Consider the following 25613-nt stretch of genomic DNA (forward strand, 5'->3'; position numbering starts at 1 on the left):
GGGTTCGGCGTCACCCAATTCCCCATCTTCGCGATCATGTTTCCCCATGGGGGCGGCGGTCGCGGAAGAGGGCTATGGAATGGCGGCTGCTGTCTTGGGGGTGGCAGCCAGCCGCAGGCCGATTTCCACGAGGGTCCAGCCGAGACGGGTACGGAGGTCCCGGGGGTGTCTGGCCGCTGCGGCGAGGCGGTACGCGGCGGCTTCGGCGCGGAGTTCGGCGGCGCGGACATGGTGCAGTGCGAGGTGAGTCTCGGGGTGCATCGGACTGTGGCCTTTTAAGCCCTGACTGATGATGCGGCGACGCTGAGTAACCGCCTGTCAGTCGACTTCTACGGTCACTCGGTGGTTGCTGGCTCGCCGTCGGGGACTGTCAGGGCCCAGGTGGCCATGGTGTCGAGGACAGCGCGCAGTCCTTCACCGAGGGGAGTGAGCCGGTACTCGACCCGTGGGGGAATCTCCGAATAGGCGGTGCGCAGGACGATGCCGTGTCGCTCGAACCGGCGCAGCCGGCCGGTCAGGGTGTGCGGGCTGATGCCGGGCAGGGCGTCGCGCAACTCTGTGAAGCGGTGGGGTCCGCGCAGGAGTTCGCGCACGATAAGGGTGGCCCACGGCCCGTCGAGCAGGGTGATGAACCGGGGGACGCCGCACTCCGGAAGACGGTCAGCAGTCATGGTTCGAGTTTATGCCATTAGTGCAGTTGATGTAACCGGTGCGGTGTGTGCACTAATAGGTCCATGACCTACGCGTTTCGTGGTCAGCCCGCACCACACAACATGGAGGACGACATGCCCGCGATCACTACGGCCAACACCGCAAGCGAGATGGTGCGCTCGGCCACGACCACCGCGTTGCGGGTCGCCGCGCGCGAGCTGGAGCTGTACGTCGCCGGGGACGTCGCCGGGGCGGATGAGGTGTTCGCCCCTGATCTGATCGATCACAACCCCGCTTTCGATGCCGTCTCGGGCGTCGACGGCATACGTGCGCTGATCGCCGCGACCCGTGACGGATTCACCAACAGGCAGATCCGGATCCTGTTCCAGGAGGAGCTGCCTGGCGGCTGGGTCGTCCTCCAGTGGCAGCTGACCGCGACCCACACCGGAGACGCGTTCGGGTTCGCCGCCAGCGGCAACCCGGTCGATTTCCAGGGCCAGAACATCGTGCGCATTGTCGACGGCAAGATCAGCGAGATGTACCACATCGAAGAAATGCTCAAGCTCACCCAGCAGATCAGCACGGGCACGCAGCCTGCGTGATGGTCGAGATCTTCTCGGGCGACGGCCGCCCGTGAGGCCGTTGCTGTTCAGGCGGCCTGGGCGAGCTGGTCCGGCCGGGGGGTGCCCCTATCTCTTTGGGTCACTCCGTGGTGAGGGGAAACGCGTGGGTGTGGATGTGCACCTGGGCGGTGTTGACGTCGTCCTCGTCGGCGGCCCGGTCGCGGTAGGTGTCGACGAGGGCGTGCATCTTCTCGACGAGCTCTTGGGTGAGCTCGGGTGTCAGCCGTAGTGTCGCGCTGCTCATGTCCCAGGTGCGGTTCCATTCCTCCGGCCATGCCTGGCGGTTGCCGAGCCAGGTCGACAGGTCCCGGGTCTGGGTGGTGGCGACCTCTTGGAGATCGCGCCCAACAACGTCATGTGCTCTCGGTGCCTCCCGCAGCGAGCAAGCCCGCAAGGTGTCGTTGCACTTGGACGAGCGCGGTCATGCGCGGTCATAGTGGCCGAATCGAGTTTTCCGGCGGGGGCGCTCTCCAGGGTCAGGCCGGCTCCGCAGGCATGTGCGGGATGCTCGGCGACCGACATTCGCCGAACTGGGACGGCGGCGGGCCATTGCCCGCCGCCGTCCGTCGTGGCGTCTTTAGTCCCAGGGCTCGACCAGGTTGTTGCGATAGGCGTAGCCGACGGCCTGGGCACGGTCGGCTACGCCTATCTTGGTGAAGATGCGGTTGATGTGCGTCTTCACCGTGGCCGGGCTGACGACGAGCCGGGCACAGATCTCCGCGTTGGACAGGCCCCGGGCGATGAGGATGAGTACCTGGGTCTCGCGCGGGGTCAGAACGTCGGAAGGTGCGGGAGTTTGCGGCGTGTGGGCCTGTTTTCGCTGCGCGGCGGGCGGTGCAACCTCGCTGGTCTGCACGGCCGCGACCAGGCGGGCCTGTACCTCAGGATCGAGCCAGATACGGCCATCGTGGACGCTGCGGATGGCGTCCTCGATCGCGTCGTCGTCGGTGTCCTTGGTGAGATAGCCCCGCGCTCCCGCCTGCAGTGCCGGGAAGACGGAGTCGTCGTCGGCGTAGGTGGTCAGCACGAGTATCTTGCAGCCGGGTACCTGCTCACGCAGTGTCGCAGTGGCAGCGACACCGTTGAGGACCGGCATGTTCAGGTCCATCAGTACTACGTCCGGGGCCAGTTGTCCGGCGAGCAGCACCGCTTCCGCACCGTCACGGGCTGCGCCGACCACCTCGATGCCGTCCAGCATGTCGATCAGCAAGACCAGGCCCTTGCGTACGATCTGCTGATCGTCCGCGACCAGTACTTTGATCTTCTCGCCGTCAGATGCCGTCTCGCCGGGATCCGTCACGCGGGTATCTCCATCCGTACTTCCCATCCATGCGCTGTCGGCCCCGCGTGCAGGGTGCCGCCGACCCCGGTCACGCGTTCGCGCATGCCGGTCAGCCCCAGGCCGGAGCCTTCGACCAGTGCCGCCCGGACCGGTCCCGGCCCGGTGCGGCGGTCTTCGACGGTCAGGATTGTGGCACTGGGCTCATAGACGAGTGTCACCGTGGCCTGCGCGTCGCGTGCGTAGCGGACCGTATTGGTCAACGCCTCCTGCACACCGCGGTACAGGGCTTCACCAACGTCGGGCTGCAGCTCCCGGTGCGGCCCGATCACGGACAGCGTCACGTCGAGCTCCAGGTCAACCCGATAGCGTACGACCAGTTCGGGCAGCCGCTCGAGAGAGGGCACGCGCTCGCCGCGCAGCGCCCGCACAGCCCGGCGTGCATCGGCCACACCCTCCTTGACCAGCCCACCGGCCCGGTCCAGCAGCCCCCGCAGATCCCCGCTCACCTGGTCGCGCCGGGCCATCCGCCGGGCGGCCTGTATCTGTACGGCCAGTCCGGACAGGGTATGGGCGAGAACGTCGTGCAGATCCTGGGCGATACGGGTGCGTTCGGCCAGCGCCGCCGCCTCGGTCTCCGCCTCCCGGGCGTCCTCGAGCTGGGCCAGCAGCACGGTGACGGCCACCTCGTTGATGATCGACTGCCGCACCACGATGCCCACGACGGCCAGGAGGACGCCGAACAGGACCTGATGCAGGAAGTTGTCGGTACCGCCGTCCAACCCGGCGGCCGCCGCGCCGGTCAGACAGCCCATGACGACGACCGCGAGCACAGTGGCCGCCCGTCGCTCCAGGATGAGGAAGGCCATCAGGACCACGACGGACGGTGGCAGGGTGGACATCGAGCCGGGCTGCAGGATACCCAGAGCAAACCCGAAGCCGTCCACCAGCACGCAGAACACCAGGCAGCGGGCAGGGCGACCGGTGAGGGGCCACAGGTTCGACGCGACCGCGGCCATGGGCAGCAGACAGCCGACGAGCACCAGGGAGACTGCCAGGTGCCCGCCTCTGACGCCGGGGGCGGGGGAAGCGTGCAGGGACTGGACGGCGATGGCGGCCATGACTCCCCACAACACGGGCTGCATACGCCGGCCCCTGCCTTCGCGTCGCTCCCGGGCACTGGCAAGAGCCACGGCCAGCCGTGGACTGACCGGGCCCGTCGGCTGAAGTGTGTCCGTCACTTCTGAAGAATAGATGCACGCTGCGCCGCTGATCGCAAAGCCCGGCCCGGGCCCGCGAACGCGGAACCGGGCCAGGGCGGCGTGTGTTGCGAGCGGCGGTCTGCTGGGTGCCACGCTTCAGGCCACGGCGGGGGTGACAAGGGGGGAGGTAAGCCGGTAGGCCCGGACGCGCACCACCACCAGGCGGCACACCACCTGAGTGACGGCCATCAGCAGCAGCGCGGCGGTCCAGGCGGCGGTGCCGGTGATCAGGTTGTCGCGGCTGAACTGCGCAATGCTGTGAGCGCCGCTGTGCTCGGCCCAGTACACGAAGGCCGAGCGCGCGCCCATGCCCAGCACCCACAGAAGGGCGGCCAGCCACCCGGCTTTGGAGTACGCGGCGCCGTCCTCGGTCAGGCTGACGCGGGTGGCCAGTCCACTGGCCAGCCCGAGCACTATGCCCAGCGTGACGCCGAAGAGGTCCAGCTGGACGTCGTGGCCCTCGGTCGGGAAGGAATGAAGGTAGTGCGCGGCCGCGGCGCTGACGGACACCAGCGGCAGCAGGAGCGTGCGGGGCGTCAGACGGCCGCCGCGCATCTGCGGAATCACCAGAAGGATCAGGGCGGCGGAGATGAGGTAGTCAGTCGTCGTCATGGGGGAGAGCTTGCCGCCCGCGGCGCCGCACGGCCTCGGCCCGCGGGTTGACTCCTGGTTTGATACCAGGCGTCAACCCACGGGTTGACGCACGAGACCGCCCGGGTTACGTCAGCCCGTGGCCGAGCGGGTAGAGCTCGCGGGCCGGGGCGTCCGCCCCGGCCCGGTCGGAGTCATCTCCGCCGGGCTTCGGCCACACTCGTTCATCCAGCAGCGTCCATCGGGTCGAGGGTGACGCGGTAGCCGAGTTCGTTCAACCGGGAAACGGCCCGGCGTGCGGCCCGTTCGCATCGCGGTCGTCATCGGCAGCACCCGACCGACCCGCATCTCCCGAGATCGCCGGGCGGGTACTCAAGACAGCCCAGCAGAACAGCCGTCTCACCTACGAGCCCGCGGACCTCGCCGAGGTCGCGCTGCCGTTCCTGGACGAGCCGCGCAAGCCCGCCCTCGGTCAGTACGAGCACACGCGCCGCTGGAGCCGGACGGCCAGCGGCTACGACGGGTTTCTCTTCGTCTTCCCGCAGTACAACTGGGGCTACCCCGCGGTTCTGAAGAACGCCCTCGACTTCCTCTACGCGGAGTGGCGCGACAAGCCCGCCGCCGTCGCCAGTTACGGCACCCGCGGCGGCAACCGGGCCGCCGCCCAGCTGCGCGGTGTGCTCCAAGGGCTGCACATGCGCATCATCGACCAGAACCTCGAGCTGGTCGTCACCGACGCCGACGTCGACGAGGACGAGCAACTCACGGACGTCGCCGCCACCTTGCAGCCGTTCACCGAGCAGGTACGACTGGTGGACGCCCAGCCGACCGAGCTCCTCACCGACGACCAGCAGTAATCGGCGGTCAGCAGCCGCCTGGCGCCAGTCGGGCAGAGCCCAGATGCGTCGGCCTCGATCCGGGCTCAGGCTGGCCGGTCCGTGGCCCGGAGGCCGTCCATCAGGAGGTTCAGCAGGCGGCCGGCCTGAGCTTCGCGCTCGGGTCGGGGGGCCACGGTGAAGATGCCGATGAGGGCGGCGGCGATGTCTTCGGCGGTGACGTCGGAGCGGAGGTCGCCCGCCGCGCGGCCGGCGTCGAGCATCCTGGTGATGGCCGCCAGGAGCTCGGTCCGAGTCTGCGCATGGGCGATCTCACCCGACTCGATCATCGCGAGCAGCGTGTCGAGCATGCCGTTCTTGGTCGCGATCCAGTCCCCGAACAAGTCCATCCAGCGCCGCATTGCCGCAGCCGGGGCCAGCCGACCGAGCAGCTCGTGGGCGCCGTTTGTCAGCCGCACGACCTGGTCCCGGTAGACCGCGTCGACCAGTGATTCGCGGGTCGGGAAGTGCCGGTAGAGCGTGGCGATGCCGACCCCGGCCTCGCGGGCGATCAGGCGCATCGACGGCTCGGCGTCCGCCGAGGCGAACACGCGAGTCGCCACCGCGAGCAGCTGGTCACGATTGCGGGCCGCGTCCGCCCGTGGCGCGCGTATCTCCGCGTCAGTCGAAACGGAGCGCGCTCCGTTTGTGTTACGGTCATCCATATAAACGGAGCATAGTCCGCTTCAGTGCGTCCGCGCGTCCACTGCGTACGCAGGTCCAAGGAGACAGAGGAACATGCAGGAACAGAGCAATCAGACGCCGACGGGTCGCAGCAGGGCGGTCCAGCTCGATGCATTCGGCGGCCCCGACGTCCTGGACGTCCGCGAGGTTCCCGCACCGCAGGCCGGCCCGGGACAGGTCCGTGTGCGGGTCACCGCGGCCGGTCTGAATCCGATGGACTGGTTCATGACCGCCGACGCGGACACCGCCGCCCGGTTCGGCCTGACCCTGCCGGTCGGCTTCGGGACCGACTACGCGGGAGTGGTCGACCAGGTCGGCGACGGGGTGAGCGGCTTCACGTCCGGCGACCGGGCGTTCGGGAGCGCCCTGTCCCGCGCGGTCGCCGACTTCGTGGTGGTCGACTCATCCGGGGACACCGCGGCGAACGAGGCCCACCACACGCCCGACGGCGTCGACGACCGCATCGCCGCCACCCTCACGATCGCGGGCCGCACGGCATCCGCCGCCCTCGCCGCGATCAACCCCGGTCCGGACGACACCGTGCTGATCGGCGGCGCCGGAGGTGGGGTCGGAGTGTTCGCCGTCCAGCTCGCCCGGATCGCCGGAGCGCGCGTGATCGGGACGGGATCGCCGTCCTCGGCCGACTACCTGCGCGAAATCGGAGCCGAACCGGTCGTCTACGGCGACGGCCTGGCCAACCGGGTCCGTGCCCTCGCTCCCGACGGCGTCACCGCCGCCATGGACCTGCACGGAGAGGAGACCGTGCACGTCGCACGGGAACTCGGCGTCCCGGACAAGCGGATCTGTACCATCGCAGCACAGATCGACGGCGTGACGGCGGCCAACGGCGCGAACGCGGCTCCCGGCACCCTGGAAGAGATCGCGCGCCTGGTTGCGGCGGGTCGACTCCGCGTGCCTATCGAGGCGAGTTTCGCGATCGAGGAGATCCGCCGCGCGGTCGAGCTCCAGGCCGGCCGGCGCGTGAAGGGCAAGGTCGTCATCGACCTCTAAGGGCTCGTAAAGAATCAACACGGTGGTTTGGTCTCTGTCGTGAGGGCGATGCCGTGTGCGGTTGCGTAGACGTGGAGGCCGGTGAGGGTGGTCAGGTGTGCCGCCGCGGGGCCGGGGGTGTGCCCGTGCTGGTCCATGAGCTGTCTGATCTCGCCGATGGCCTCGCGGATGGTGTTCTTGCTGACCGTGAACAGGCGGGCGAGCACAGTGGGCGACAGGCCAAGGCGCTGGTGCAGCACGGTGGCCAGGACGCGGTCGGCCAGGTCGAGTTTGGCTTTGCGGCCGCCGCCCGGGGCTCGGCGTCGGATGCCGCCTTCGCGTCGGGTAGTGCGGTCCGGAGCGTGCAGCGCCTGCCAGGGCGAGGCCAGGGCTGTGGTCAGTGCGGTCAGTTCGGTGCTGGTCATACCGGTCAAGGCGGGGTGTGCCAGGGACTCGCGGTCGAGGCGGGCGGTTGGTTTGCCAGGGTCCGTCGGCTCGGTGGGCCGGGGATGCACGGTGTAGTTCCATTCCCCGTGGAAGGCATGGCCGGTCAGCGGCACCGCGTTCAGTTCAGCGTCGCTGACCCTTCGATGGCCGGGTCCGCCGGGACGGCGGCGGTCGCAAGACTCCCTTGCGCACCGTCGCCTCGCTCACCCCCGCGGCACGGGCGACGGCCCTCACCCCGCCGTGCCCCAACAGCCGGGCCTCGGCGGCCAGCGCCAGCCGCTGCTGTACTCGGCCGCCGTGAACATGCCCGCGACGGACTTCCGCCGCGACCTGCGTACCATCGGCGGGCTCGCCGTCCTGCTCGTCGTGGTCACGACGCTGGGCGCGGGCTGGCTCGCCCATCTGCTGGTGCCCGACCTGGGCTGGCCTACCGCGTTCGCGATCGGCGCGGTGATCAGCCCGACCGACGCGGTCGCGGCGACGTCCGTGGGCCGCAAACTTGGCCTTCCCGCACGGCTGTTGACCCTCCTGGAGGGCGAGGGCCTGGTCAATGACGCCTCGGCCCTGGTGCTGCCGCGTTCGGCGATCGCCGCGCTGGCCGCCTCGGTGTCGGTGTGGAGCGTGGCGGGAAGTTCCTGCTCTCCGTGGTGATCGCGGTGGCGATCGGCATGGTCGTCGGTGTGGTGAACGTCAAGGTCCGGGCCCTGCTCGACGACACCGTCCTGAACACGGCGATCTCGTTCGTGGTGCCCTTCGTGGCGTATGTGCCCACGGAGGAGCTCGACACGTCGGGGGTCCTCGCCGTGGTGGTGACGGGCCTGTGACCGGCCATCTCGCGCCCCGGCTGCTGCGCGCGCAGGACCGCCTCAGCGAGGAGATGAACTGGCGCACGCTCGCCTTCCTGCTGGGAAGCGCGATCTTCCTGCTGATGGGGCTGAGCCTGAAAACCCTGACCGACGAGGCCTACACGCACGCCAACGGCATCGGTGCCTGGCGGGCCTTCCTCTACGGGCTCGCCCTGACCGGATTCGTGATCGTGGTCCGCATGCTCTTCGTAGCCCCGCCAGTGGCGATGGTGCGGCGCGACGAACGGCGTGCCGCCGCGACCAAGCCGTTCATCGAGGGCTGGCAGGAACGCCTGGCGACCTTCGACCTCACCGAGCGGTTCGGCCCGTGCAAGAAGCAGCGGATCGAGCGCCGGGCCACCCGGGCCGGGGCCGACATCGCGTTCCGGCTCAACGAGACACTGGGCTGGCGCGGCGGTGTCGTGCTCGCCTGGTCCGGTACGCGCGGCGCGATCACCGTGGCCGCGGCACAGACTCTGCCCGAAGACACCCCGTACCGGCCGCAGTTGATCCTGATGGCATTCGTGGTGGCCGCGACGACCCTGCTGCTGCAGGGTCGTCGCGGCCGGCCGTGATCCGCACCGTGAAGGTCCCCGGCGACGACCCCGCACCGTATTCGCCTTGGTAGTAGGCGATGGGCTCGGCGGTGGCGGCCTGGCCGTCGACGGGGAGTTGCCACAGCCGCTGGCCGCCGAGGGCGCCGATCCACAGGGATCCTTCGGCGTAGGCGGAGCACGTTGACCTCGTCCCAGGTGCGGTGGCCGAGTTCGGAGGCGTAAGCAGTGTCGTCCGGCCCGAAGGTGATGCCCTGACAGTTGCGGTGCCCGCTGGAGTAGACCGGTGAGTCTTTAGGGTTGTCTCGCGGTACGGAGCCGTCGGTAGCGATGCGCGGGATCTTGCCGTTGAGGGAGTTGTCGTCCGCGCCGTTTTCGGGTTCGAAGGCGTCGCCGGTGCCGATCCACAGGTGGCCGTCGGGACCGATGACAAACCGGCCACCGTGGTGGCGGTCGGCAGTCTGGATGCCTTCGAGCAGAACCCGTTTGAGGGCGAGGGCGTCGTAGTCCGCGACGATCGTGAGCGCGACGACACGGTTCTCGCTTGCGCCGGAGACCGAGGCGTAGATCGTGCGATCGTCGGCGAAGTCGGGCGAGGCGACGATGCCGAGGAGTCCTCCCTCTGATGTGGCGCTCACATCAGGGACGGCCCCCACCGTGCGGGCGTCACCGCCGTCGGCAGGTACGCGCAGGATCTCACCGGTGATCCGTTCGGAGACCAGCGCCGAGCCGTCGGGCAAGAAGGTCAGCCCCACGGCTCCCGCTCCACCCACGTGACACACTATTCATGACTTCACCGTCAGTGTTTCGGCGAACCCGAGCCGCCGTACGAAGGCCTCGCGTGTCAGGTCGCTGAACGCCATGACGTGGTCGACGCCGGCCTCAGCCGCGTCCACCACCGAACGGAAGGGCTTGCTCCCGACCGGCAGGGCGAGGATGCGCTCGATCTCGTCCGCGACGCTCTGCGGATCGGCTGTCGTGCCCGGCGCGAAAAGCTGCTCGTGCGCCTCGTGCGTACGCTCGACCAGTGGGTCCAACTCGGCGTATTGCACCGCCACTCTCAGGTCGCTGGCGTGGCTGGCCCCAGGAAAGTGATGAGTCCCCTGGGTGATCGCGCCGGGCATCACGATCGACGTCTCGATGCCGAACTGCGACACCTCGTAGGAGGTGACCACAGCTAGTGCGTCGAAGGCGGCCTTGGAGGCCACGTAGGGGCCGAGGAACGGTGGAGTGGTCACCTGGATGGTGCTGCCGACGTACAGCAGCGTGCCGGAACGGCGGGAGCGCATGTGCGGCAGTGCAGCGCGGTTCACCCGGTGAGCGCCGATGGTGTTGACATCCAGCAGGTGGCTCACGTCGTTGTCGGTGAACGCCTCGACGTACCCGATGTACAGGTGTCCCGCGTTGTGCACGACGGCATCGAGACCGTCGGTCTCGTCGAGAACGTGCCCGACGGCGGCGTCTGCAGACGCCTGGGATGTCACGTCGAGCTCGACGACCCGCAGCTTCCAACCCCGGGAGCGTGCGAGAGCCTTGAGATCGGACACAGCGCCGGCGTCGCGGTTGCCGGGGTCCCGCATCGTCGCGTACACGGTGTGGCCGGCGACGGCCAGCGTTTTCGCAGTTCGGCGTCCGATACCGGTGGATGATCCTGTGATCAGTACGGTTGACATGCCTGTCCCCTCAGGCCATGGCGCCGTTGGTGTGGAGAACCTGGCCGTTGACCCAGCGGGCGGGGCCGGCGAGGAAGGACACTGTTTCGGCGATGTCGTCGGGTGTGCCCAGGCGCTGCATGGGGTTGGCGTTGGCGATCTGGTCGACGACTTCCTGGCTCTTGCCCTTGAAGAACAGAGGGCTGGCGGTGGGTCCGGGAGCGACGGCGTTGACGGTGATGTCCCGGCCCCGCAGTTCGCGGGCGAGGATGAGCGTGAGTGCCTCGACTGCGCCCTTGGAGGCCGCGTAGGCGCCGTAGGTGGGGATGTGTAGCCGGGTTACCGACGTGGAGAAATTGATGATCGATCCGCCTTTGCGGACACGCTGTGCGGCGAGCTGGTCGACGACGAAGGTGCCGCGCACGTTGGTGCGCTGGATGCGGTCGAAGGTTTCCAGATCCATCTGCGCGATGGGGGCGAGCGGCATGATGCCCGCCGTGTGGACGACGACGTCGACGCCGCCGAGTTCCCTGTCCGCGATGTCGAAGACCGCGGTCATGGCTGCTTCGTCCGCTACGTCGCCGCCCACGGCGACGGCCGGGACTCCGGCACGGGTCAGCGCGCTCGCGGTCTCCTCAGCTCGGTCCTCGGCGCCCGCGAAGTGGATCAGGACCGACAAGCCGTCGGCGGCCAGGCGCTCCACGCACGCCCTGCCGATGCTGCCGGATCCGCCGGTGACGACCGCAACGCGGCCAGTGTTGGTCACCATGGCCCAAACCTCCGTATGATGGATATGGACGAACTGTCCACTAGCCACGATACACAGAAATGTACAAGCAGTCCACAAAGGAGATTGCCCATGTCCCAGAACACTGCCGCCCGCCGGGGACGAGGCCGCAGGCCGGCCGCGGAAGTCCGCGCCGGCGTACTCGCGGCAACGGGACACATCCTGCTCACCGAGGGCCTGCGAGCCGTCACCTTCGACCGCGTCGCCACCGAAGCCGGATCAAGCAAGATGACCCTCTATAAATGGTGGCCCTCACCGGGCGCCCTCGCCGCCGAGGCATACTTCACCCAGAGCGACCGCACCCTGCAGTTTCCCGACACCGGCGACCTCCGCACCGACCTGATCACCCAGCTCAGTTCCTTCATCCGCTGGCTCACCGACGAAGGCGCAGCAAAACCCGTCTCCGAACTCGTCGGCGCCTCCCAGACGGACCCCGACCTCGCACACGCCTGGTCAAACAGCTATGCCCTGCCCCGCCGCGAACTCGCCCGCGTACGCCTGCGCACCGCCCAGGAGCAAGGCCAGCTACGCCAGGACGCCGACCTCGACATCATCGTCGACCAACTCTGGGGCGCCTGCTACCACCGACTCCTCGTACTCAAAGTCCCCTTCGACGACACCCTCGCCGAACGCCTCGTCGACCAAGCACTCCACGGCGCAACACCCCACACAACATGACCGCCTGCAGCAGGGGGGAGTGTCATGAATCAGGCTCTGCCGAGATTTTCGTAGATGTTGATCGCTCGCTGGGATGGATCAGTTGAGCAGGATGCGGTGGCGGAGGAGGCGGAAGCCGGCCCTGCCGTACATCTGACGCTTGATCAGTTACCCATCCGACTCATCGACCCGGGGGCCTCCCCCTGAGTAGCGCGAGTCGCCCGGCGGGATCGACACCGAGCCGGACGACCACGGCCTCGGACGCTCCCGAGGCGGCCTGACCGCGAAGATCCACCTCGCGACCGAGCAGGGGCAGAAGCCGCTGTCGCTGCTGATCACTGCCGGGCACCAGCACGACAGCCCGCAGTTCCAGCCTGTCCTCGAACGCATCCGCGTCCCCCGCGCCGGTCCCGGACGACCGCGCACCAAACCGGCCAGGGTGCGTGCCGACAAAGCCTACGGCTCTCGCGCGAACCGCTCCTACCTGCGCAGACGCAGGATCGGATGCACCATTCCGGAGAAGGCCGACCAGGTCCGCAACCGCAAGAAGCTCGGCTCCCGAGGCGGCCGGCCGCCGGCCTTCGGCAAGGAGGACTACAAGGAGCGCCACGCGGTGGAGCGCGGGATCAACCGGCTGAAAAGGCATCGCGCGGTGGCCACCAGGTACGACAAGTCGGCTGTGCGCTACGAGGCGACAGTGTTGGTCGCAGCCATCAACGAGTGTCTTTGACCAGCACTTCCGCAACAGGCCCTAGGCCTCGGGTGATCACGAACCGGACATCAAGCGACTACGCCGAAGCCCTGCGCACCCACCCTCAGGCCGGATTCACGGATGCGGCTTCCTGCGGTGCGAGACCCGACGACATGTTTCGCGGGTCGGCGGGGCGAGGAACGTAGACGGGGGCATCCGACTGGTAGAAGAGATCGACGTCGGCCTCCTCGCCGCCGACGATCAAGGTGTCCCACGCGCCGCCTTCCTGGAGCGTGCGCAGCGTGGCGGGATCCAACGCCGAGAGGTGGCTGCGCAGTTCCTCGTCGGTGGGCATGCCGGGGAGGCGCGGCGCGAGCCGCGCGCGTATCGCACTCATTCTCTCCAACAGGGCGTCGAGGTGCGCCTGCTGAGACTCGGAGCCGTCGGCGGGAGCCGATTCCATACTGCGGGCGATGATGTCCTTGATGGCGTGGGTGGCGCCCTGTTCGTCGGTGGTGACCATGGCGTTCCAGGCCCGGCTCTTGTGCCGGTACTGAAGCATGGACATCGCCGCCTCGTGCCGGATGAAGTCGGCGTCACGCAGCGGCTTTCCCTGCCACGCTCGGCTGAGGGAGCGAGCGAGCGAAGTGGCGGACGCGAGACCGCTGTTGAGGCCGCGGCCCGGCCAGAAGTGGATGGCGTTGGCCGCGTCGCCCAGCAGGAAGCCGTACGTGCCGGGGCTCGTCGGGCTCGGGCGGGTCAGCTGCGCCGTGAACCGTGGGCGCTGCACCATGTCCAGTCGGAACGACGTGACCGCGGTGAGAGCGTCCTCGGTCATGCCGTACAGCTTCAGGCCCTCCCTGATCCGCTTCCACAGGGGCGAGCTGCGCAGCAGGGCGGGCAGGAAGAGGGTTCCGTGCGAGGGGCAGCGGAACTCGTTGTCCTCCTCACGGCTCATGACACAGGGACGAGCGGCGATGCACTCCTCGAAGACCTGGCGGACCGGGTCGATGCCGACGACATTCTTGGCCTCCTCGCGGGTGAGGCGCATGTTCAAGAAGCCTTCGCCGCGAAGCGAGTTGAGAAGGAACCTGTTCTGCGACACGGTCAGCAGAACGCTCATCGGGTCGGACAGCGGGGACTTCACCCGTAGCCCCAGCACCACGTCCTGCAGATGGTCGCCTTCGAGGGAGTAGATCGAGGCGTCGGCCGCGCCGAAGCGGTCGCTGTAGTGCTCCCGCGTACGGGACCGTCCGCCCTCGCAGACCACCAGGACGTGTTCCTGTGAGAGCCGGCCCTGGTGCTCCGACGGGTCGAACCGTTGCGGCACGAGCCGGATCGCGGTGCTCTTGTTCGCCAGCTCCAGCAGGCGGTCCTCGATGTAGGCGATCCGGATGTTGCGGGGAGGCCGGCCCTCCACGGAGTCCGGTCCGACGGGCCACATCTCCGCGAAGTCACCTGAGTCGAACAGCGCCGACTGCATCTCCTCGGGCAGAGCGAGGTACTGCCGGCTCTGGATGGTCACGACCTGTTGACGACGGGTGTTTCCGTGGGTCTCGTCCTTCCAGACCACAGAGGAGCCGTTCTTGATCCACCGGCTTTCGTAGATCTTGATGGCGACCCGCCCGCGCAGCATGTTCTCCAGCATCAGCGCGAAGGCGAGGCCGACCGGACCCCCGCCCGTGATCGTGACGCGGAGCAGGCCGGGATCCGCGGATGCCTCGGCCCGGGGCATGTCGAGGAGGGAGAGGTCCATGACCGTCTCCATGGCGTCCTGCGACTCGAAGAGGAAGGTCTCCTCACCGATCCGGATGCGGTCGTTGGCACGCAGTACATGCCGTGTGACGCGCTGATCGTTGACGAAGGTGCCGTTGCGGCTGCGGTCGTACAGGACGAAGCCGGCGTCCTCCGCCGCGATTTCGGCGTGCAGACGGGAGGCACTGACACTGACGATCACGACATCGTTGTCGCTCTTGCGGCCGAACGTCAGAGGAGCGGCGCTCAGCACCACACTCTGACCAGTGAAGGGACCCGTTTGCCCCACGATGACCGATGGCACGGCTACTCCTAGCGGACGACACTCAACAGGGAAACAGAGGCCGCGTGAGGCGGCTGACTCGGCATGAGGACGAAGCTGTCACTCACGCGTGGGCGTACCCGGTCCGGTTCGACTCTTCCGAGACCCAACCGGCCGGAGGGCAGCGTGCCTGGACTCGGTCACGCGTTCACGAGCCGTCATTGACCATGCGATGCGCCTCCGGTCGTTCCCGCCTCGCACGTCAACGACAGAGGCAGCATGTTGGACTTGCCCTTCAGAGGGGCATTGAGCTCCACGCCGATTTCGCTCTCTAACGTTCCGGCCTTCGCCCACGTGGTCAGACTGACGCTGACCTGCTTGGTGAGGCTTCCGCCGTTCGGGAACGACAGCGTCCTCCACGCCTCATCGGTGACCGTGCCGTCCGTGGACACCCACCGGTAGGAGAACTGCGCCGGGAGCCGGTCCACCGTGAACGACGCCGTGAAGATGGGCGCCTCCCCGCTCGGGGGCGGGCACGGTCCCGAGTACGTTGTCTGCGAACCCGTCACCTGCATCTGCACCCCCTCGGAAGTGGAGGTGTCCTGCCCGCCAGCCCCTGTGCTGGGAGCGGCGGTTTCCTCGGCGTTCTGTGAGGCGTCCTTCGTATCCGGAGAGGCCGCACCGGCGCCTGCGGTGGCAGAGCTCTGCTGCTTTCCGTCGTCGTCCCCGGCGTTCACGACGGCATAGCCCGTCCCGGCCAGCGCCAGAGCGCACAGGGCCACGCCCGCCGCCACGAGGGCAGTGCTGCGCCGGTTGCGGCGTGAGGGAGCCGGGGGGAGGGGGGACGTGGGCGTTCCCACAGCGGTGGAATCCTGCGGCGAGGGATACGCGGGCGTCGGCTGCGCCGAGAGTTGCGTGACGGTTGGCTGCGCTGTGGGCTGTGTGGCGGTCGGCTCTGCCGGGGGATGAGCGACGGTTGGCTGCGCCGGGGGATGAGCGACAGTTGGCTGCGCCGCGGAACTCGTGGCGGTGAGCTGCGCCGAGGGATGCGTGGCCGCAGGCTGGGTCTCCGCCTGGGCGGGGGGTTCCTGTGTGGTGTGCTGAGCCTCCGCCTGGGCGGGGGGTTCCTGTGTGGTGTGCTGAGTCTCCGCCTGGGCCGGAGACACCTGCGTCGTGAACTCGGTCTCGGGCTCTGCCACGACGGCCGGTGAGTGGGGAGCCTGCCGCACGGTTCCCGTGTCGGGCGTGCCGCTCTCACTGACCAACCCCAGTTCCCGCGCCGCCGGTTCGGCGCCGAGGCGTTCGTCCGGATCCTTGAGCAGCAGTCCTTCGATGACCGGGGTGAGGGCGCCGGCCCGGCGAGGTGGCGGTAACTCCGCGTCCACGATGGCCCGCAGGGTACTGAGAGCTGTGTTCTGGCGGAAGGGCGAGATCCCCTCGACCGCCGCGTACAGCAGCACGCCGAGCGACCACAGGTCCGACGCGAGCCTGGGCTGCTTGCCCAACGCACGCTCCGGGGACAGGAATTCGGGCGACCCGACGACTTCACCGGTCATGGTGAGCGCTGTGCTGCCCTCGACCACGGCGATACCGAAATCGGTGAGTACCACCCGGCCGTCCTTGGCTATCAGCACGTTGGCCGGCTTGACGTCGCGGTGCAGCACGCCGGCCTCGTGGGCGGCGCGGAGCGCGGCGAGCACCTCACCACCGATGGACGCGGCGCGCCGCGGGGTGAGCGGGCCCTCGGCCTTGAGCAGGCCAGCCAGCGACTGACCTCGTACCAGTTCCATGACGATCCACGGGCGGCCCTCTTCCATGGCCACGTCGTAGACGGTCACCACGTTCCGGTGCGACACCCGGGCCGCAGCCCACGCCTCACGCTCCAGCCGCGTGTACATCCGCTCGATGGCGGCCGTGGCCAGCCCGGCAGGCGCCCGGACCTCCTTGATGGCGACCTCGCGGTGTAACACCTTGTCGTGGGCGCGCCACACGGTGCCCATTCCGCCCTCACCGAGGGGCGACGCCAGAGTGTAGCGGTCGGCGATCACACGCGTGCGGCCCAACTCTTCGGACACGGTGTCCTCACTGGTCATCGGGGCGATTCTTCCTCTCGTCATGCAAGCGGCTCGTCGGAGCGCGGATGTCGCCCTTGGACTATCGATTCCTGTGCACGACCGCCGTCGGCGGAACCGCTGTTCATCCGCCGGATCGCAACACTGTGTCTCTGCCCCAAGGGGGTGTGCGGGAGGCCGAGCACGCACGGGTCTGTCCGGGGAGCAGGGCACGGACGAGTGAGCCCACGGCGGACGGATCCGACGCGCACCCATGGGCACATCCCGTGGTGATCGTACTGCCGTACGAGGGCGGCGGGTGCCGAGGTGCCGCACTGTGCTTCGCGCCGCGCCGGCATACCTGTCGTCTCCGTGCACCAACTGCGCCACCGCGCCGTCTGCCAGGTGCTGGCTGACGGCGGAACTCTCGGCGAGGTCGCCCAACTGCTGGGTCACCACGGCGCAGACACCATGGCGATCTATGCGGACCCTCGACATGGCGGCGCCGGCACCGGTGGTGCGCCCCTGGCCGACTGCGGGCGAGCGGTGAACGGGATCCGGGACGGCACCGAACGCTATCTGACGATCCGCCGGAGCCTGGGCTGCAAACTCAAGGTCGAGGGCCGGATGCTCGGCCAGTCCGTCGGCTTCCTGGAAGAGCGCGGGGACTCGCGCCTGACGGTCCAGGCCGCACTGGAGTGGTCCGTGCTGCCGCACAGCGCCGATCCGGCCTGGTGGGCGGCCAGACTGACGGTGATCCGCGAGTTCGCCCGCTTCCTGGCGGCCTTCGATGAGCTCACCGAGATCCCGCCGCCGGGCCTGCTGCTTCGCAGCACAGGGCGAACAACACCGCCGTATCCGTATTCGCAGGCGGAGATCACCGCGCTGATCCAGGCGGCCCGGCATCTGGCCCACCCTCTTCGCGCGGCGACACCAACTTGGCGAGGCGCCCCCTAGGGCACAAGCGGCAATTCGCCCCCGCTAAACACCCTCTCGGTTCAGGGCTTTGGCCGTGCCAAGCACTTGAGTTGAGCGCGGCAGCCGACTGGCGCCCCCGAACCCCACCCCCTTGTGGACCACCTGTACATTTCCATGTATCGTAATAAGTAGACGAGGCGTCCATATCGTGCGGAGGTTCAAGCCATGGTGACACCTTAGAGCGGGCGTCGCGGGCCCGGCGCAGGCATCATCGGCGTATCCCGCGTCACCTGTGGATAGATGTCGGGGCCCCAGCTGCTCTCGCAGAGTCCTAGCAGCGCCTGCCTCAGTCTTCTCGCCGATCGTGAAAGGCAGACATGGCCCGACGGTTCCTTCCTGTCATAGCCGCCTGCGCGGCCGCCCTCCTCGCCGTCGGCTGTAGCAGCCGTGCCCCGCAGCCCTCTGCGGCAGCCCCCACGGTCACGGTCACCCAGACCGTCACGGCCACCCTCACATCGACATCCAGGCCTGTATCCGGCCACACTTCGGCCATCTCCGCGTCGGCCGCCTCCTAGGCGCCCACGCCAGCCCCGGCCCGCACCCCGCTCAGGACGCGGGCATCGCCCCATACGGGACCCGCACCCTGTACTGGCAGGTGTGCGCGCCCGAGCTGGCCTCCAAGCAGAACCCAGTTCCGACGGACGGCACCGACTCATTCATGTCCGAGATCGGCGCCCAGCCTCGCGCTACCGCCTGGGACTGGGACCAGAACTGGAACCCAGGACGTGGGGCAGGTCAAGATGTCACCCGATCGTGCAGCAGACCCTCAAACGCTCCGTGGGAGTCAGTCAACTTCTAGCCCCTCGTGTGACGGTGAGCCCTGCCCCAGGCAGCTCAGGGCAAAGGGCGGATCAGCGTCGGCGGGACACGTTACCGGCCACTACTCGATCAGCATGAAACAGCAAGCGCCCCGCCAGGCCGAAGCCTGACGGGGCGCTTGTACGAGACTCTGGTGTGACCGCCGGTAGCAGCGAGTCAGCGACCAGATCCTCTGGTATCCGAGCCGATCAGCTCAAGAACCGACAAGTTGGCGAAGCACGTACTGCAGGATGCCGCCGTTGCGGTAGTAGTCCGCCTCGCCGGGGGTGTCGATGCGCAGCTTGGCGTCGAACTCGACGTCGCCGGCCTTGACCTTCACCGTCTCCGGGATGCCGCCCTCGTTGAGCGCGGTGACGCCGGTGATGTCGAAGGTCTCCTCGCCGGTCAGGCCCAGCGACTGCGCCGAGGCGCCCTCGGGGAACTGGAGCGGCAGGACGCCCATGCCGATGAGGTTCGAGCGGTGGATGCGCTCGTACGACTCGGCGATGACGGCCTTGACGCCGAGCAGCGCGGTGCCCTTGGCTGCCCAGTCGCGGGACGAGCCGGAGCCGTACTCCTTGCCCGCCAGGATGACCAGCGGGGTGCCCGCCGCCTGGTAGTTCTGCGAGGCGTCGTAGATGAACGAGACCGGGCCGTCCGCCTGCGTGAAGTCGCGGGTGAAGCCGCCCTCGGTGCCGGGCGCGATCTGGTTGCGCAGCCGGATGTTGGCGAAGGTGCCGCGGATCATGACCTCGTGGTTGCCTCGGCGGGAGCCGTAGGAGTTGAAGTCGCGACGCTCGACACCGTACTCGGTGAGGTACTGCCCGGCCGGGGTGTCGGCCTTGATCGCACCGGCCGGGGAGATGTGGTCGGTGGTGACCGAGTCGCCCAGCTTGGCCAGGACGCGGGCGCCGGTGACGTTCTCGACCGGGCGCGTCTCCATGGTCATGCCCTCGAAGTACGGGGGCTTGCGCACGTAGGTGGACTGGGCGTCCCACTCGAACGTGTTGCCGGTCGGGATCGACAGCGCCTGCCACTGGGCGTCACCGGCGAAGACGTCCTGGTAGGACTTGTTGAACATGTCCTCGCCGATGGCGTTGGCCACGACGTCGTTGACCTCGGCCTCGGTCGGCCAGATGTCCTCGAGGAAGACCGGCTTGCCGTCCTGGTCGGTGCCCAGCGCGTCCGTGGTGATGTTCACCTTCATCGAACCGGCGATGGCGTACGCGACGACCAGCGGCGGGGATGCCAGGTAGTTCATCTTGACGTCGGGGTTGATCCGGCCCTCGAAGTTCCGGTTGCCGGAGAGGACGGAGGTGACGGCGAGGTCGGCCTCGTTGACGGCCTTGGAGACCTCGTCCGGCAGCGGGCCGGAGTTGCCGATGCAGGTGGTGCAGCCGTAGCCGACGAGGTTGAAGCCGACCTTGTCGAGGTAGGGGGTCAGGCCCGCCTTGTCGAAGTAGTCGGTGACGACCTTCGAGCCCGGGGCCAGGGTGGTCTTGACCCACGGCTTGCGGGTCAGGCCCTTCTCGACCGCCTTCTTGGCCACCAGCGCGGCGGCGACCATGACGTACGGGTTCGAGGTGTTGGTGCAGGAGGTGATCGCGGCGACGGTGACGGCGCCGTGGTCGATCTCGTACGTCGACCCGTCGGGGGCGGTGACCAGGGTCGGCTTCGTCGGCACGCCGTTGGAGACGGCCGGGGCGTCGGAGGCCGGGAAGGACTCCTTGCCCGCCTCGTCCTCCTCCGCGTCGGGGACGTAGTTACGGACGTCCTGCGCGAACTGCTGCGCCGCCTCGGCGAGCACGATGCGGTCCTGCGGGCGCTTCGGACCGGCGATCGACGGGACGACCGTGGAGAGGTCGAGCTCCAGCTTCTCGGAGAAGTCAGGCTCGGCGGCCGGGTCGAGCCAGAGGCCCTGCGCCTTGGCGTACGCCTCGACGAGCGCGAGCTGCTGCTCGCTGCGGCCGGTGAGCTTCAGGTACTTGATCGTCTCGTCGTCGATCGGGAAGATCGCGGCGGTGGAGCCGAACTCCGGCGACATGTTGCCGATGGTGGCGCGGTTGGCGAGGCTCGTGGCCGCCACACCCTCGCCGTAGAACTCGACGAACTTACCGACGACACCGTGCTTGCGCAGCATCTCGGTGATGGTCAGCACGAGGTCGGTGGCGGTGGTGCCGGGCTTCAGCTCGCCGGTCAGCTTGAAGCCGACGACGCGCGGGATGAGCATCGAGACCGGCTGGCCGAGCATCGCGGCCTCGGCCTCGATGCCGCCGACGCCCCAGCCGAGCACGCCGAGGCCGTTGACCATGGTGGTGTGCGAGTCGGTGCCGACGAGGGTGTCCGGGTAGGCCTGACCGTTACGGATCATGACCGTGCGGGCCAGGTGCTCGATGTTCACCTGGTGGACGATGCCGGTGCCGGGCGGGACGACCTTGAACTCGTCGAACGCGGTCTGGCCCCAGCGCAGGAACTGGTAGCGCTCCTTGTTGCGCCCGTACTCCAGCTCCACGTTCTGGCCGAAGGCGTCCTTGGTGCCGAACTTGTCGGCGATCACGGAGTGGTCGATGACCAGCTCGGCGGGGGCCAGCGGGTTGATCTTCGCCGGGTCGCCGCCCAGCTCCTTGACGGCCTCGCGCATCGTGGCGAGGTCGACGACGCAAGGCACACCGGTGAAGTCCTGCATGATCACGCGGGCCGGCGTGAACTGGATCTCCTGGCTGGGCTGGGCCTGCGAGTCCCAGCCGCCGAGCGCTCGGATGTGGTCGGCGGTGATGTTCGCGCCGTCCTCCGTGCGGAGCAGGTTCTCCAGCAGGATCTTGAGGCTGTAGGGGAGGCGGGCGGCCCCCTCCACCTTGTCCAGCCTGAAGATCTCGTACGACTCGTCGCCCACCTGCAGGGTGCTGCGGGCATCGAAGCTGTTCGCCGACACGACAGTCTCCTTCATGCATGAATTACGCGCGTACCACCGCAATGCTGCCGCGACATGCCTGCGCCGATCCGCCAAGGTAGGGCTAAGTTAGGTAACCCTTACCGGTGCGGCGCGACGGAGTGCGCCCGTCGACAGATATCTCGATGTCGAGATAACTCTAATACATGGCCCTCGCGGTGGTCAGCTCAGCCCTGCCACCCGGGGAGCGTCATGCCGTGAAGACTCCTGAACGCCCCTGCCGAGCCGCGATACTTGCCCCCATGCATCCGCATCTGCTCCGTACCTTCGTCTCCGTGGCCCACTGCGGCTCCTTCTCCGACGCCGCCCACCGGCTCGGTTCCACGCAGTCGGCCGTCGAGCAGCAGATCGCGACCCTCGAAGCCGATCTGCGCACCCCGCTGCTGACCCGGCGGCCGGTGACGCTCACCACAGCCGGGGCGCGGCTGCTGGAGCACGCGGGTCCGCTGCTGCGGCGGCTGGACGCGGCCCGGGCGGATGTGGAGCGGCTGACCGGGCCCGCCGCCGCACGGCTGGTCCTCGGCGCCTCGCCGCTGGCCATGACGCCCGACGTCGCGACGGCCCTGGACGAGACGCGCCGCTCCTGCCCCGATGCGGGCGCCGCCGTACGCGTCCTCGGCCGCCGGGAGATCCCGGCGGCCGTCGCGACCGGCGCGCTGGACCTGGGACTGCTGGACGGCGCGGCCGCCCCCGGCGACCCGCTGCCGCTGCCCGGCGCCGGGCAGCATGGTGAACGACCCGGCGCCGGGCCGCTCACCACGGTCGCGGTCGCGGAAACGCCGCTGGTCGTGGCCCTGCCGCTCGGCCACCCGCTGGCCCGCCGGCTCGGCCTGCGGCTGGCCGACCTCGCCGACGCCCCCTGGCTGGACGCCCCGGACGCCGCGATGCCGCTCGACTCGCTGCGCACCGCGAGCGGCACCGGCGGCTTCCGCGCCTCGCTGACGTACGAGGGCACCGACGTCCGCGCCCTCCTCGCCCTGGCCGCGGCCGGCCACGGTCTGGCCCTGCTCCCCCACACCGCCGCCGAGGCCGCCCCCGGCATCGCCCCGATCCCCCTCACCGCCCCCCGCCTGATCCACCGCACCGAACTCCTCCACGGCCCCGCCGTGGACGGCCCGGCCCGCACCCTGGCGGCGGTACTGACGGGAGACGGTCACCGGTACGGGTAGGACACCGCCGCACATCCTTGACGCGCCCGCCGCCACCGGCTCAGCCGCCCGCCAGCCGGGTGCGGACCAGGGACAGGACCTCCTCGTCCGAGAGGCCCAGCGCGCGGGCCTCGTCCACCAGGTTCTGGACGCCCGCCAGGAGCCGGGCGCGGGCGGGGGGTTGTTCGCCGGTGACCACGGCGCCGCGGCCGCGGCGCAGGTCGATCAGGTCCTCCTCGCGGAGGCGCTGGTAGCCGCGGAGCACCGTGTGGACGTTGACTCCGAGGGAGTCGGCAAGGGTGCGGGCCGCGGGGAGGCGTTCGCCGGGGCGGAGGGTGCCGTCGGCGATCGCCCCGCGGACGGTGGCGGCGATCTGGTCCCCCAGCGGGACCGGGGAACCGAGGTCGACACGGAAGAGCATGGTCAGCCTCGCGCTCCGGTCGCGGTCCGGTCGCGCTCGACCAGGGTGTTGAGCAGGGCGGCCGCGGTGGCGGCGTCGTCCACCGTCACCACGAACTCCTTGCCGGTGACCAGCCGCAGGAAGAGCGCGTCGCCCGACCGCAGCACCAGGGCGCTGCGCCCCGGCTGGATGCGGTAGCCCCAGCCGCCGAGGCTGAGGGCGCGGGCCTCGCGGCTCGTGGCCTCCTTGATCCGGCCCAGCGATATCCGCAGCCGCGGGCGCGGGGCGAACCACGGCGCGACGGAGAGGCCGCGGCGGTCGACGGTGACCCGGCAGCGGGACAGCGCGGCCGAGATCAGCCCGATGACGATCAGGGCCGTTTCCGCCCCCGTGTCCGCGGCCACGGCGAGCACCACACCCAGCAGGGTGGTGCCCACCCCCAGGACGGCCAGCACCGGCGATCCGACGGTGTGCGTCCAGACGGCGGCCTCGCCCTTGGCGAGCGGGAGCCGGGGCCCGGCCTCCTCGCCGGGCTCGTCGGCGGGGGCGTCGCCCCGGCCCGCCAGCAGCCATCCCACCCACCCGACGGCACCGGCGGCGGCGAAGGACAGCGCCAGGTGCCACAGAGGGAGGGTCACGTCGGCGGCACGGGCGGCACTGGCGTTGACCCACAGCGTCACGATGTGGAGGTAGCCGAGCAGCACGGCCGTCCCGTACGCCATGGCGACCAGCATCCGCTGCGCGCCGGGCGCACTGAGCGAGCGGTAGGCGAGCGCCGCCGCGATGAGGCCGGAAAGCAGCAGAAGAGTGGTGGCCACCGGGAGGAAGGCACCCAGACCGGTGAATCCGTCGGCCTGCCCGCCGGGGCCGAAATGCGTGGCGATCCGATCCGGCAGCCGGTCGCGCAGCGCGGCGTAGACGGCCAGCACAGCGGCCCAGGCCAGCACAGAGGGCAGAGCGACGACGGCCGCACGCCGCCAGGCTCGGGTCACGAGAACCTCTATTGTTCGCGTCCAAATAGAATAATTCCCGACTGGACAGCCCTCACACCTCCACTCGCCCGGTTCGCATGCGCATCTCATATCTGAGATAGCCTCTTCCGTATGACTGACGACTACCTCTCCCGCATCGGCAAGCTCATCCGTGACGCCCGACAGCACCGTGGCTGGACCCAGTCACAGCTAGCGGAGGCGCTCGGCACCAGCCAGAGCGCGGTCAACCGCATTGAGCGCGGGAATCAAAACATCAGCCTTGAGATGATCGCCCGTATCGGTGAGGCGCTGGACAGCGAAATCGTCTCCCTCGGCTACGCGGGCCCGATGCATCTGCGCGTGGTCGGCGGCCGCCGGCTCTCCGGCGCCATCGATGTGAAGACGAGCAAGAACGCGTGCGTGGCGCTGCTGTGCGCCACCCTCCTCAACGCGGGCCGCACCACGCTGCGGAGGGTCGCCAGGATCGAGGAGGTCTACCGCATCCTCGAGGTGCTGGGCAGCGTCGGCGTCCGCACCCGCTGGATCAACGACGGCAACGACCTGGAGATCGTGCCGCCCGCCGAGCTGGACCTCGGCTCCATGGACACCGAGGCCGCGCGCCGCACCCGCAGCGTCATCATGTTCCTCGGCCCCCTCCTCCACCGGATGGACCGTTTCCGCATCCCCTACGCGGGCGGCTGCGACCTCGGCACCCGCACCGTGCAGCCGCATATGACCGCGCTGCGCCCCTTCGGCCTCGAAGTGACCGCCACCGACGGCATGTACCACGCCCGGGTCGACCGCTCCGTCTCCCCCGGCCGCGCCATCGTGCTGACCGAACGCGGCGACACGGTCACCGAGAACGCCCTGCTCGCGGCCGCCCGCCACGACGGCGTCACGGTGATCCGCAACGCCTCCTCCAACTACATGGTTCAGGACCTGTGCTTCTTCCTGGAGGAGTTGGGCGTCAAGGTCGAGGGCGTGGGCACCACGACGCTGACCGTCCACGGCGTCACCCACATCGACCGCGACGTCGACTACGCGCCCTCCGAGGACCCGGTGGAGGCGATGAGCCTGCTCGCCGCCGCCGTCGTCACCGAGTCGGAGCTGACGATCCGCCGGGTGCCGGTCGAGTTCCTGGAGATCGAGCTGGCCGTCCTTGAGGAGATGGGACTCGACCACGAGCGCAGCCCGGAGTACGCGGCGGACAACGGCCGTACCCGGCTGATCGACCTCACGGTCCGGCCGTCGAAGCTCCAGGCGCCCATCGACAAGATCCACCCGATGCCGTTCCCCGGCGTCAACATCGACAACGTGCCGTTCTTCGCCGCCATCGCGGCCGCCGCCCAGGGCTCGACGCTGATCCACGACTGGGTCTACGACAACCGCGCCATCTATCTGACGGAGCTGAACCGCCTGGGCGCCCACGTCAAACTCCTCGACCCGCACCGCGTCCTGGTCGAGGGCCCCACCCGCTGGCGCTCCGCCGAGATGATGTGCCCGCCCGCCCTCCGCCCCGCCGTGGTCGTCCTGCTGGCCATGATGGCCGCCCCCGGCACCTCCGTCCTGCGCAACGTGTACGTGATCAACCGGGGTTACGAGGACCTCGCCGAGCGGCTGAACTCGATCGGCGCGCAGATCGAGACCTTCCGCGACATCTGAGGAGCGGATGCCGCCGCACCCCGTCCGACCCGCGAGGCAGCGGGTCATGA

Annotated in this window: 23 protein-coding genes and 4 pseudogenes; 11 read left to right on the forward strand and 16 right to left on the reverse strand. The window is 69.1% G+C overall.

Features of this window, described 5'->3' with window-relative positions:
• Positions 1–72 precede the first annotated feature (72 nt).
• Positions 73–261, reverse strand: a complete 189-nt coding sequence (locus tag ABZ370_RS15765; protein ID WP_358620495.1) for a hypothetical protein — start codon at positions 259–261, stop codon at positions 73–75.
• 74 nt (positions 262–335) lie between these two features.
• The gene (locus ABZ370_RS15770) at positions 336–671 is read right to left on the reverse strand and encodes a helix-turn-helix domain-containing protein (RefSeq protein WP_358620496.1); all 336 of its coding nucleotides are present in this window, start codon (positions 669–671) and stop codon (positions 336–338) included.
• 63 nt (positions 672–734) lie between these two features.
• On the opposite strand from ABZ370_RS15770, the gene ABZ370_RS15775 reads away from it, so the two are divergent.
• Positions 735–1253, forward strand: a complete 519-nt coding sequence (locus tag ABZ370_RS15775; protein ID WP_358620498.1) for an ester cyclase — start codon at positions 735–737, stop codon at positions 1251–1253.
• Positions 1254–1353: 100 nt separating this feature from the next.
• Here ABZ370_RS15775 and ABZ370_RS15780 read toward each other — a convergent pair.
• The 4 genes and pseudogenes from ABZ370_RS15780 to ABZ370_RS15795 form a co-directional block, all read right to left on the reverse strand.
• Positions 1354–1605 (reverse strand): annotated as a pseudogene (locus ABZ370_RS15780) (transcriptional regulator); the annotation flags it as partial.
• Positions 1606–1851: 246 nt separating this feature from the next.
• On the reverse strand, positions 1852–2574 hold the full coding sequence (locus tag ABZ370_RS15785; protein WP_358620499.1) for a response regulator transcription factor: 723 nt from the start codon (positions 2572–2574) through the stop codon (positions 1852–1854).
• Positions 2571–3698: a histidine kinase gene (locus tag ABZ370_RS15790; RefSeq protein WP_358620500.1), complete on the reverse strand. Its 1128-nt coding sequence runs from the start codon at positions 3696–3698 to the stop codon at positions 2571–2573. The genes ABZ370_RS15785 and ABZ370_RS15790 overlap by 4 nt, the downstream gene beginning before the upstream one ends.
• 213 nt (positions 3699–3911) lie before the next feature.
• Positions 3912–4427 (reverse strand): hypothetical protein, encoded by a 516-nt coding sequence (locus tag ABZ370_RS15795; RefSeq protein ID WP_358620501.1) that lies wholly within the window; start codon positions 4425–4427, stop codon positions 3912–3914.
• Between the two features lie 335 nt (positions 4428–4762).
• On the opposite strand from ABZ370_RS15795, the gene ABZ370_RS15800 reads away from it, so the two are divergent.
• Positions 4763–5263: an NAD(P)H-dependent oxidoreductase gene (locus tag ABZ370_RS15800; RefSeq protein WP_358620926.1), complete on the forward strand. Its 501-nt coding sequence runs from the start codon at positions 4763–4765 to the stop codon at positions 5261–5263.
• 65 nt (positions 5264–5328) lie between these two features.
• Here ABZ370_RS15800 and ABZ370_RS15805 read toward each other — a convergent pair whose 3' ends face one another.
• Complete coding sequence (locus ABZ370_RS15805) at positions 5329–5946, reverse strand: helix-turn-helix domain-containing protein (protein ID WP_358620502.1); 618 nt, start codon at positions 5944–5946, stop codon at positions 5329–5331.
• 73 nt (positions 5947–6019) lie between these two features.
• Here ABZ370_RS15805 and ABZ370_RS15810 point away from each other — a divergent pair, with 73 nt between their 5' ends.
• Positions 6020–6976, forward strand: a complete 957-nt coding sequence (locus tag ABZ370_RS15810) for an NADP-dependent oxidoreductase (protein WP_358620504.1) — start codon at positions 6020–6022, stop codon at positions 6974–6976.
• Positions 6977–6990: 14 nt separating this feature from the next.
• On the opposite strand, the pseudogene ABZ370_RS15815 reads toward ABZ370_RS15810, so the two are convergent.
• Positions 6991–7542: pseudogene (locus tag ABZ370_RS15815) on the reverse strand (ISAzo13 family transposase); the annotation flags it as partial.
• Positions 7543–7642: 100 nt separating this feature from the next.
• Between ABZ370_RS15815 and ABZ370_RS15820 the strand changes: the two are divergent.
• Genes ABZ370_RS15820 through ABZ370_RS15830 form a run of 3 tightly spaced genes read left to right on the forward strand, consistent with a single transcriptional unit; the run spans position 7643 to position 8822 of the window.
• Positions 7643–8053: a cation:proton antiporter gene (locus ABZ370_RS15820; protein WP_358620505.1), complete on the forward strand. Its 411-nt coding sequence runs from the start codon at positions 7643–7645 to the stop codon at positions 8051–8053.
• Positions 8017–8226, forward strand: coding sequence for a cation:proton antiporter (locus ABZ370_RS15825; RefSeq protein ID WP_358620506.1), 210 nt, complete (start codon positions 8017–8019; stop codon positions 8224–8226). The genes ABZ370_RS15820 and ABZ370_RS15825 overlap by 37 nt, the downstream gene beginning before the upstream one ends.
• Positions 8223–8822: a cation:proton antiporter gene (locus tag ABZ370_RS15830; protein WP_358620507.1), complete on the forward strand. Its 600-nt coding sequence runs from the start codon at positions 8223–8225 to the stop codon at positions 8820–8822. Before ABZ370_RS15825 ends, ABZ370_RS15830 begins: the two co-directional genes overlap by 4 nt.
• A gap of 215 nt (positions 8823–9037) precedes the next feature.
• On the opposite strand, the pseudogene ABZ370_RS15835 reads toward ABZ370_RS15830, so the two are convergent.
• From ABZ370_RS15835 to ABZ370_RS15845, 3 genes and pseudogenes are all read right to left on the reverse strand, one after another.
• Positions 9038–9583, reverse strand: a pseudogene (locus ABZ370_RS15835) (PQQ-dependent sugar dehydrogenase); the annotation flags it as partial.
• Positions 9584–9586: 3 nt separating this feature from the next.
• Positions 9587–10474, reverse strand: coding sequence for an SDR family NAD(P)-dependent oxidoreductase (locus tag ABZ370_RS15840; protein ID WP_358620509.1), 888 nt, complete (start codon positions 10472–10474; stop codon positions 9587–9589).
• Positions 10475–10484: 10 nt separating this feature from the next.
• Positions 10485–11222 (reverse strand): SDR family oxidoreductase, encoded by a 738-nt coding sequence (locus tag ABZ370_RS15845; protein WP_358620510.1) that lies wholly within the window; start codon positions 11220–11222, stop codon positions 10485–10487.
• A gap of 90 nt (positions 11223–11312) precedes the next feature.
• Between ABZ370_RS15845 and ABZ370_RS15850 the strand changes: the two genes are divergently transcribed.
• Positions 11313–11918 (forward strand): TetR/AcrR family transcriptional regulator C-terminal ligand-binding domain-containing protein, encoded by a 606-nt coding sequence (locus tag ABZ370_RS15850; protein WP_358620511.1) that lies wholly within the window; start codon positions 11313–11315, stop codon positions 11916–11918.
• A gap of 235 nt (positions 11919–12153) precedes the next feature.
• A pseudogene (locus tag ABZ370_RS15855) lies at positions 12154–12627 on the forward strand (IS5 family transposase); the annotation flags it as partial.
• Positions 12628–12712: 85 nt separating this feature from the next.
• Here the strand turns inward: ABZ370_RS15855 and ABZ370_RS15860 are convergent.
• Positions 12713–14647, reverse strand: a complete 1935-nt coding sequence (locus tag ABZ370_RS15860) for an FHA domain-containing protein (protein WP_358620512.1) — start codon at positions 14645–14647, stop codon at positions 12713–12715.
• A 176-nt stretch (positions 14648–14823) separates the two neighbouring features.
• The gene (locus tag ABZ370_RS15865) at positions 14824–16698 is read right to left on the reverse strand and encodes a protein kinase (RefSeq protein ID WP_358620513.1); all 1875 of its coding nucleotides are present in this window, start codon (positions 16696–16698) and stop codon (positions 14824–14826) included.
• Between the two features lie 330 nt (positions 16699–17028).
• Here ABZ370_RS15865 and ABZ370_RS15870 point away from each other — a divergent pair, with 330 nt between their 5' ends.
• The gene (locus ABZ370_RS15870; protein WP_358620515.1) at positions 17029–17613 is read left to right on the forward strand and encodes a hypothetical protein; all 585 of its coding nucleotides are present in this window, start codon (positions 17029–17031) and stop codon (positions 17611–17613) included.
• 1033 nt (positions 17614–18646) lie between these two features.
• On the opposite strand, the gene acnA is transcribed toward ABZ370_RS15870, so the two are convergent.
• Positions 18647–21364 (reverse strand): aconitate hydratase AcnA, encoded by a 2718-nt coding sequence (gene acnA, locus ABZ370_RS15875; protein ID WP_358620516.1) that lies wholly within the window; start codon positions 21362–21364, stop codon positions 18647–18649.
• 260 nt (positions 21365–21624) lie between these two features.
• On the opposite strand from acnA, the gene ABZ370_RS15880 reads away from it, so the two are divergent.
• The gene (locus tag ABZ370_RS15880; protein WP_358620518.1) at positions 21625–22551 is read left to right on the forward strand and encodes a LysR family transcriptional regulator; all 927 of its coding nucleotides are present in this window, start codon (positions 21625–21627) and stop codon (positions 22549–22551) included.
• 40 nt (positions 22552–22591) lie between these two features.
• Here the strand turns inward: ABZ370_RS15880 and ABZ370_RS15885 are convergent, their stop codons facing one another.
• Positions 22592–22951: a GntR family transcriptional regulator gene (locus tag ABZ370_RS15885; protein WP_358620519.1), complete on the reverse strand. Its 360-nt coding sequence runs from the start codon at positions 22949–22951 to the stop codon at positions 22592–22594.
• A gap of 2 nt (positions 22952–22953) precedes the next feature.
• A complete protein-coding gene (locus ABZ370_RS15890; RefSeq protein WP_358620520.1) occupies positions 22954–23922 on the reverse strand; it encodes a DUF1648 domain-containing protein in 969 nt (322 codons plus the stop codon).
• A 111-nt stretch (positions 23923–24033) separates the two neighbouring features.
• Here ABZ370_RS15890 and ABZ370_RS15895 point away from each other — a divergent pair, with 111 nt between their 5' ends.
• The gene (locus tag ABZ370_RS15895; protein ID WP_358620521.1) at positions 24034–25563 is read left to right on the forward strand and encodes a UDP-N-acetylglucosamine 1-carboxyvinyltransferase; all 1530 of its coding nucleotides are present in this window, start codon (positions 24034–24036) and stop codon (positions 25561–25563) included.
• Positions 25564–25613: the final 50 nt, after the last annotated feature.

The organism is Streptomyces sp. NPDC005962 (assembly GCF_040629205.1).
Classification (GTDB): Bacteria; Actinomycetota; Actinomycetes; order Streptomycetales; family Streptomycetaceae; genus Streptomyces.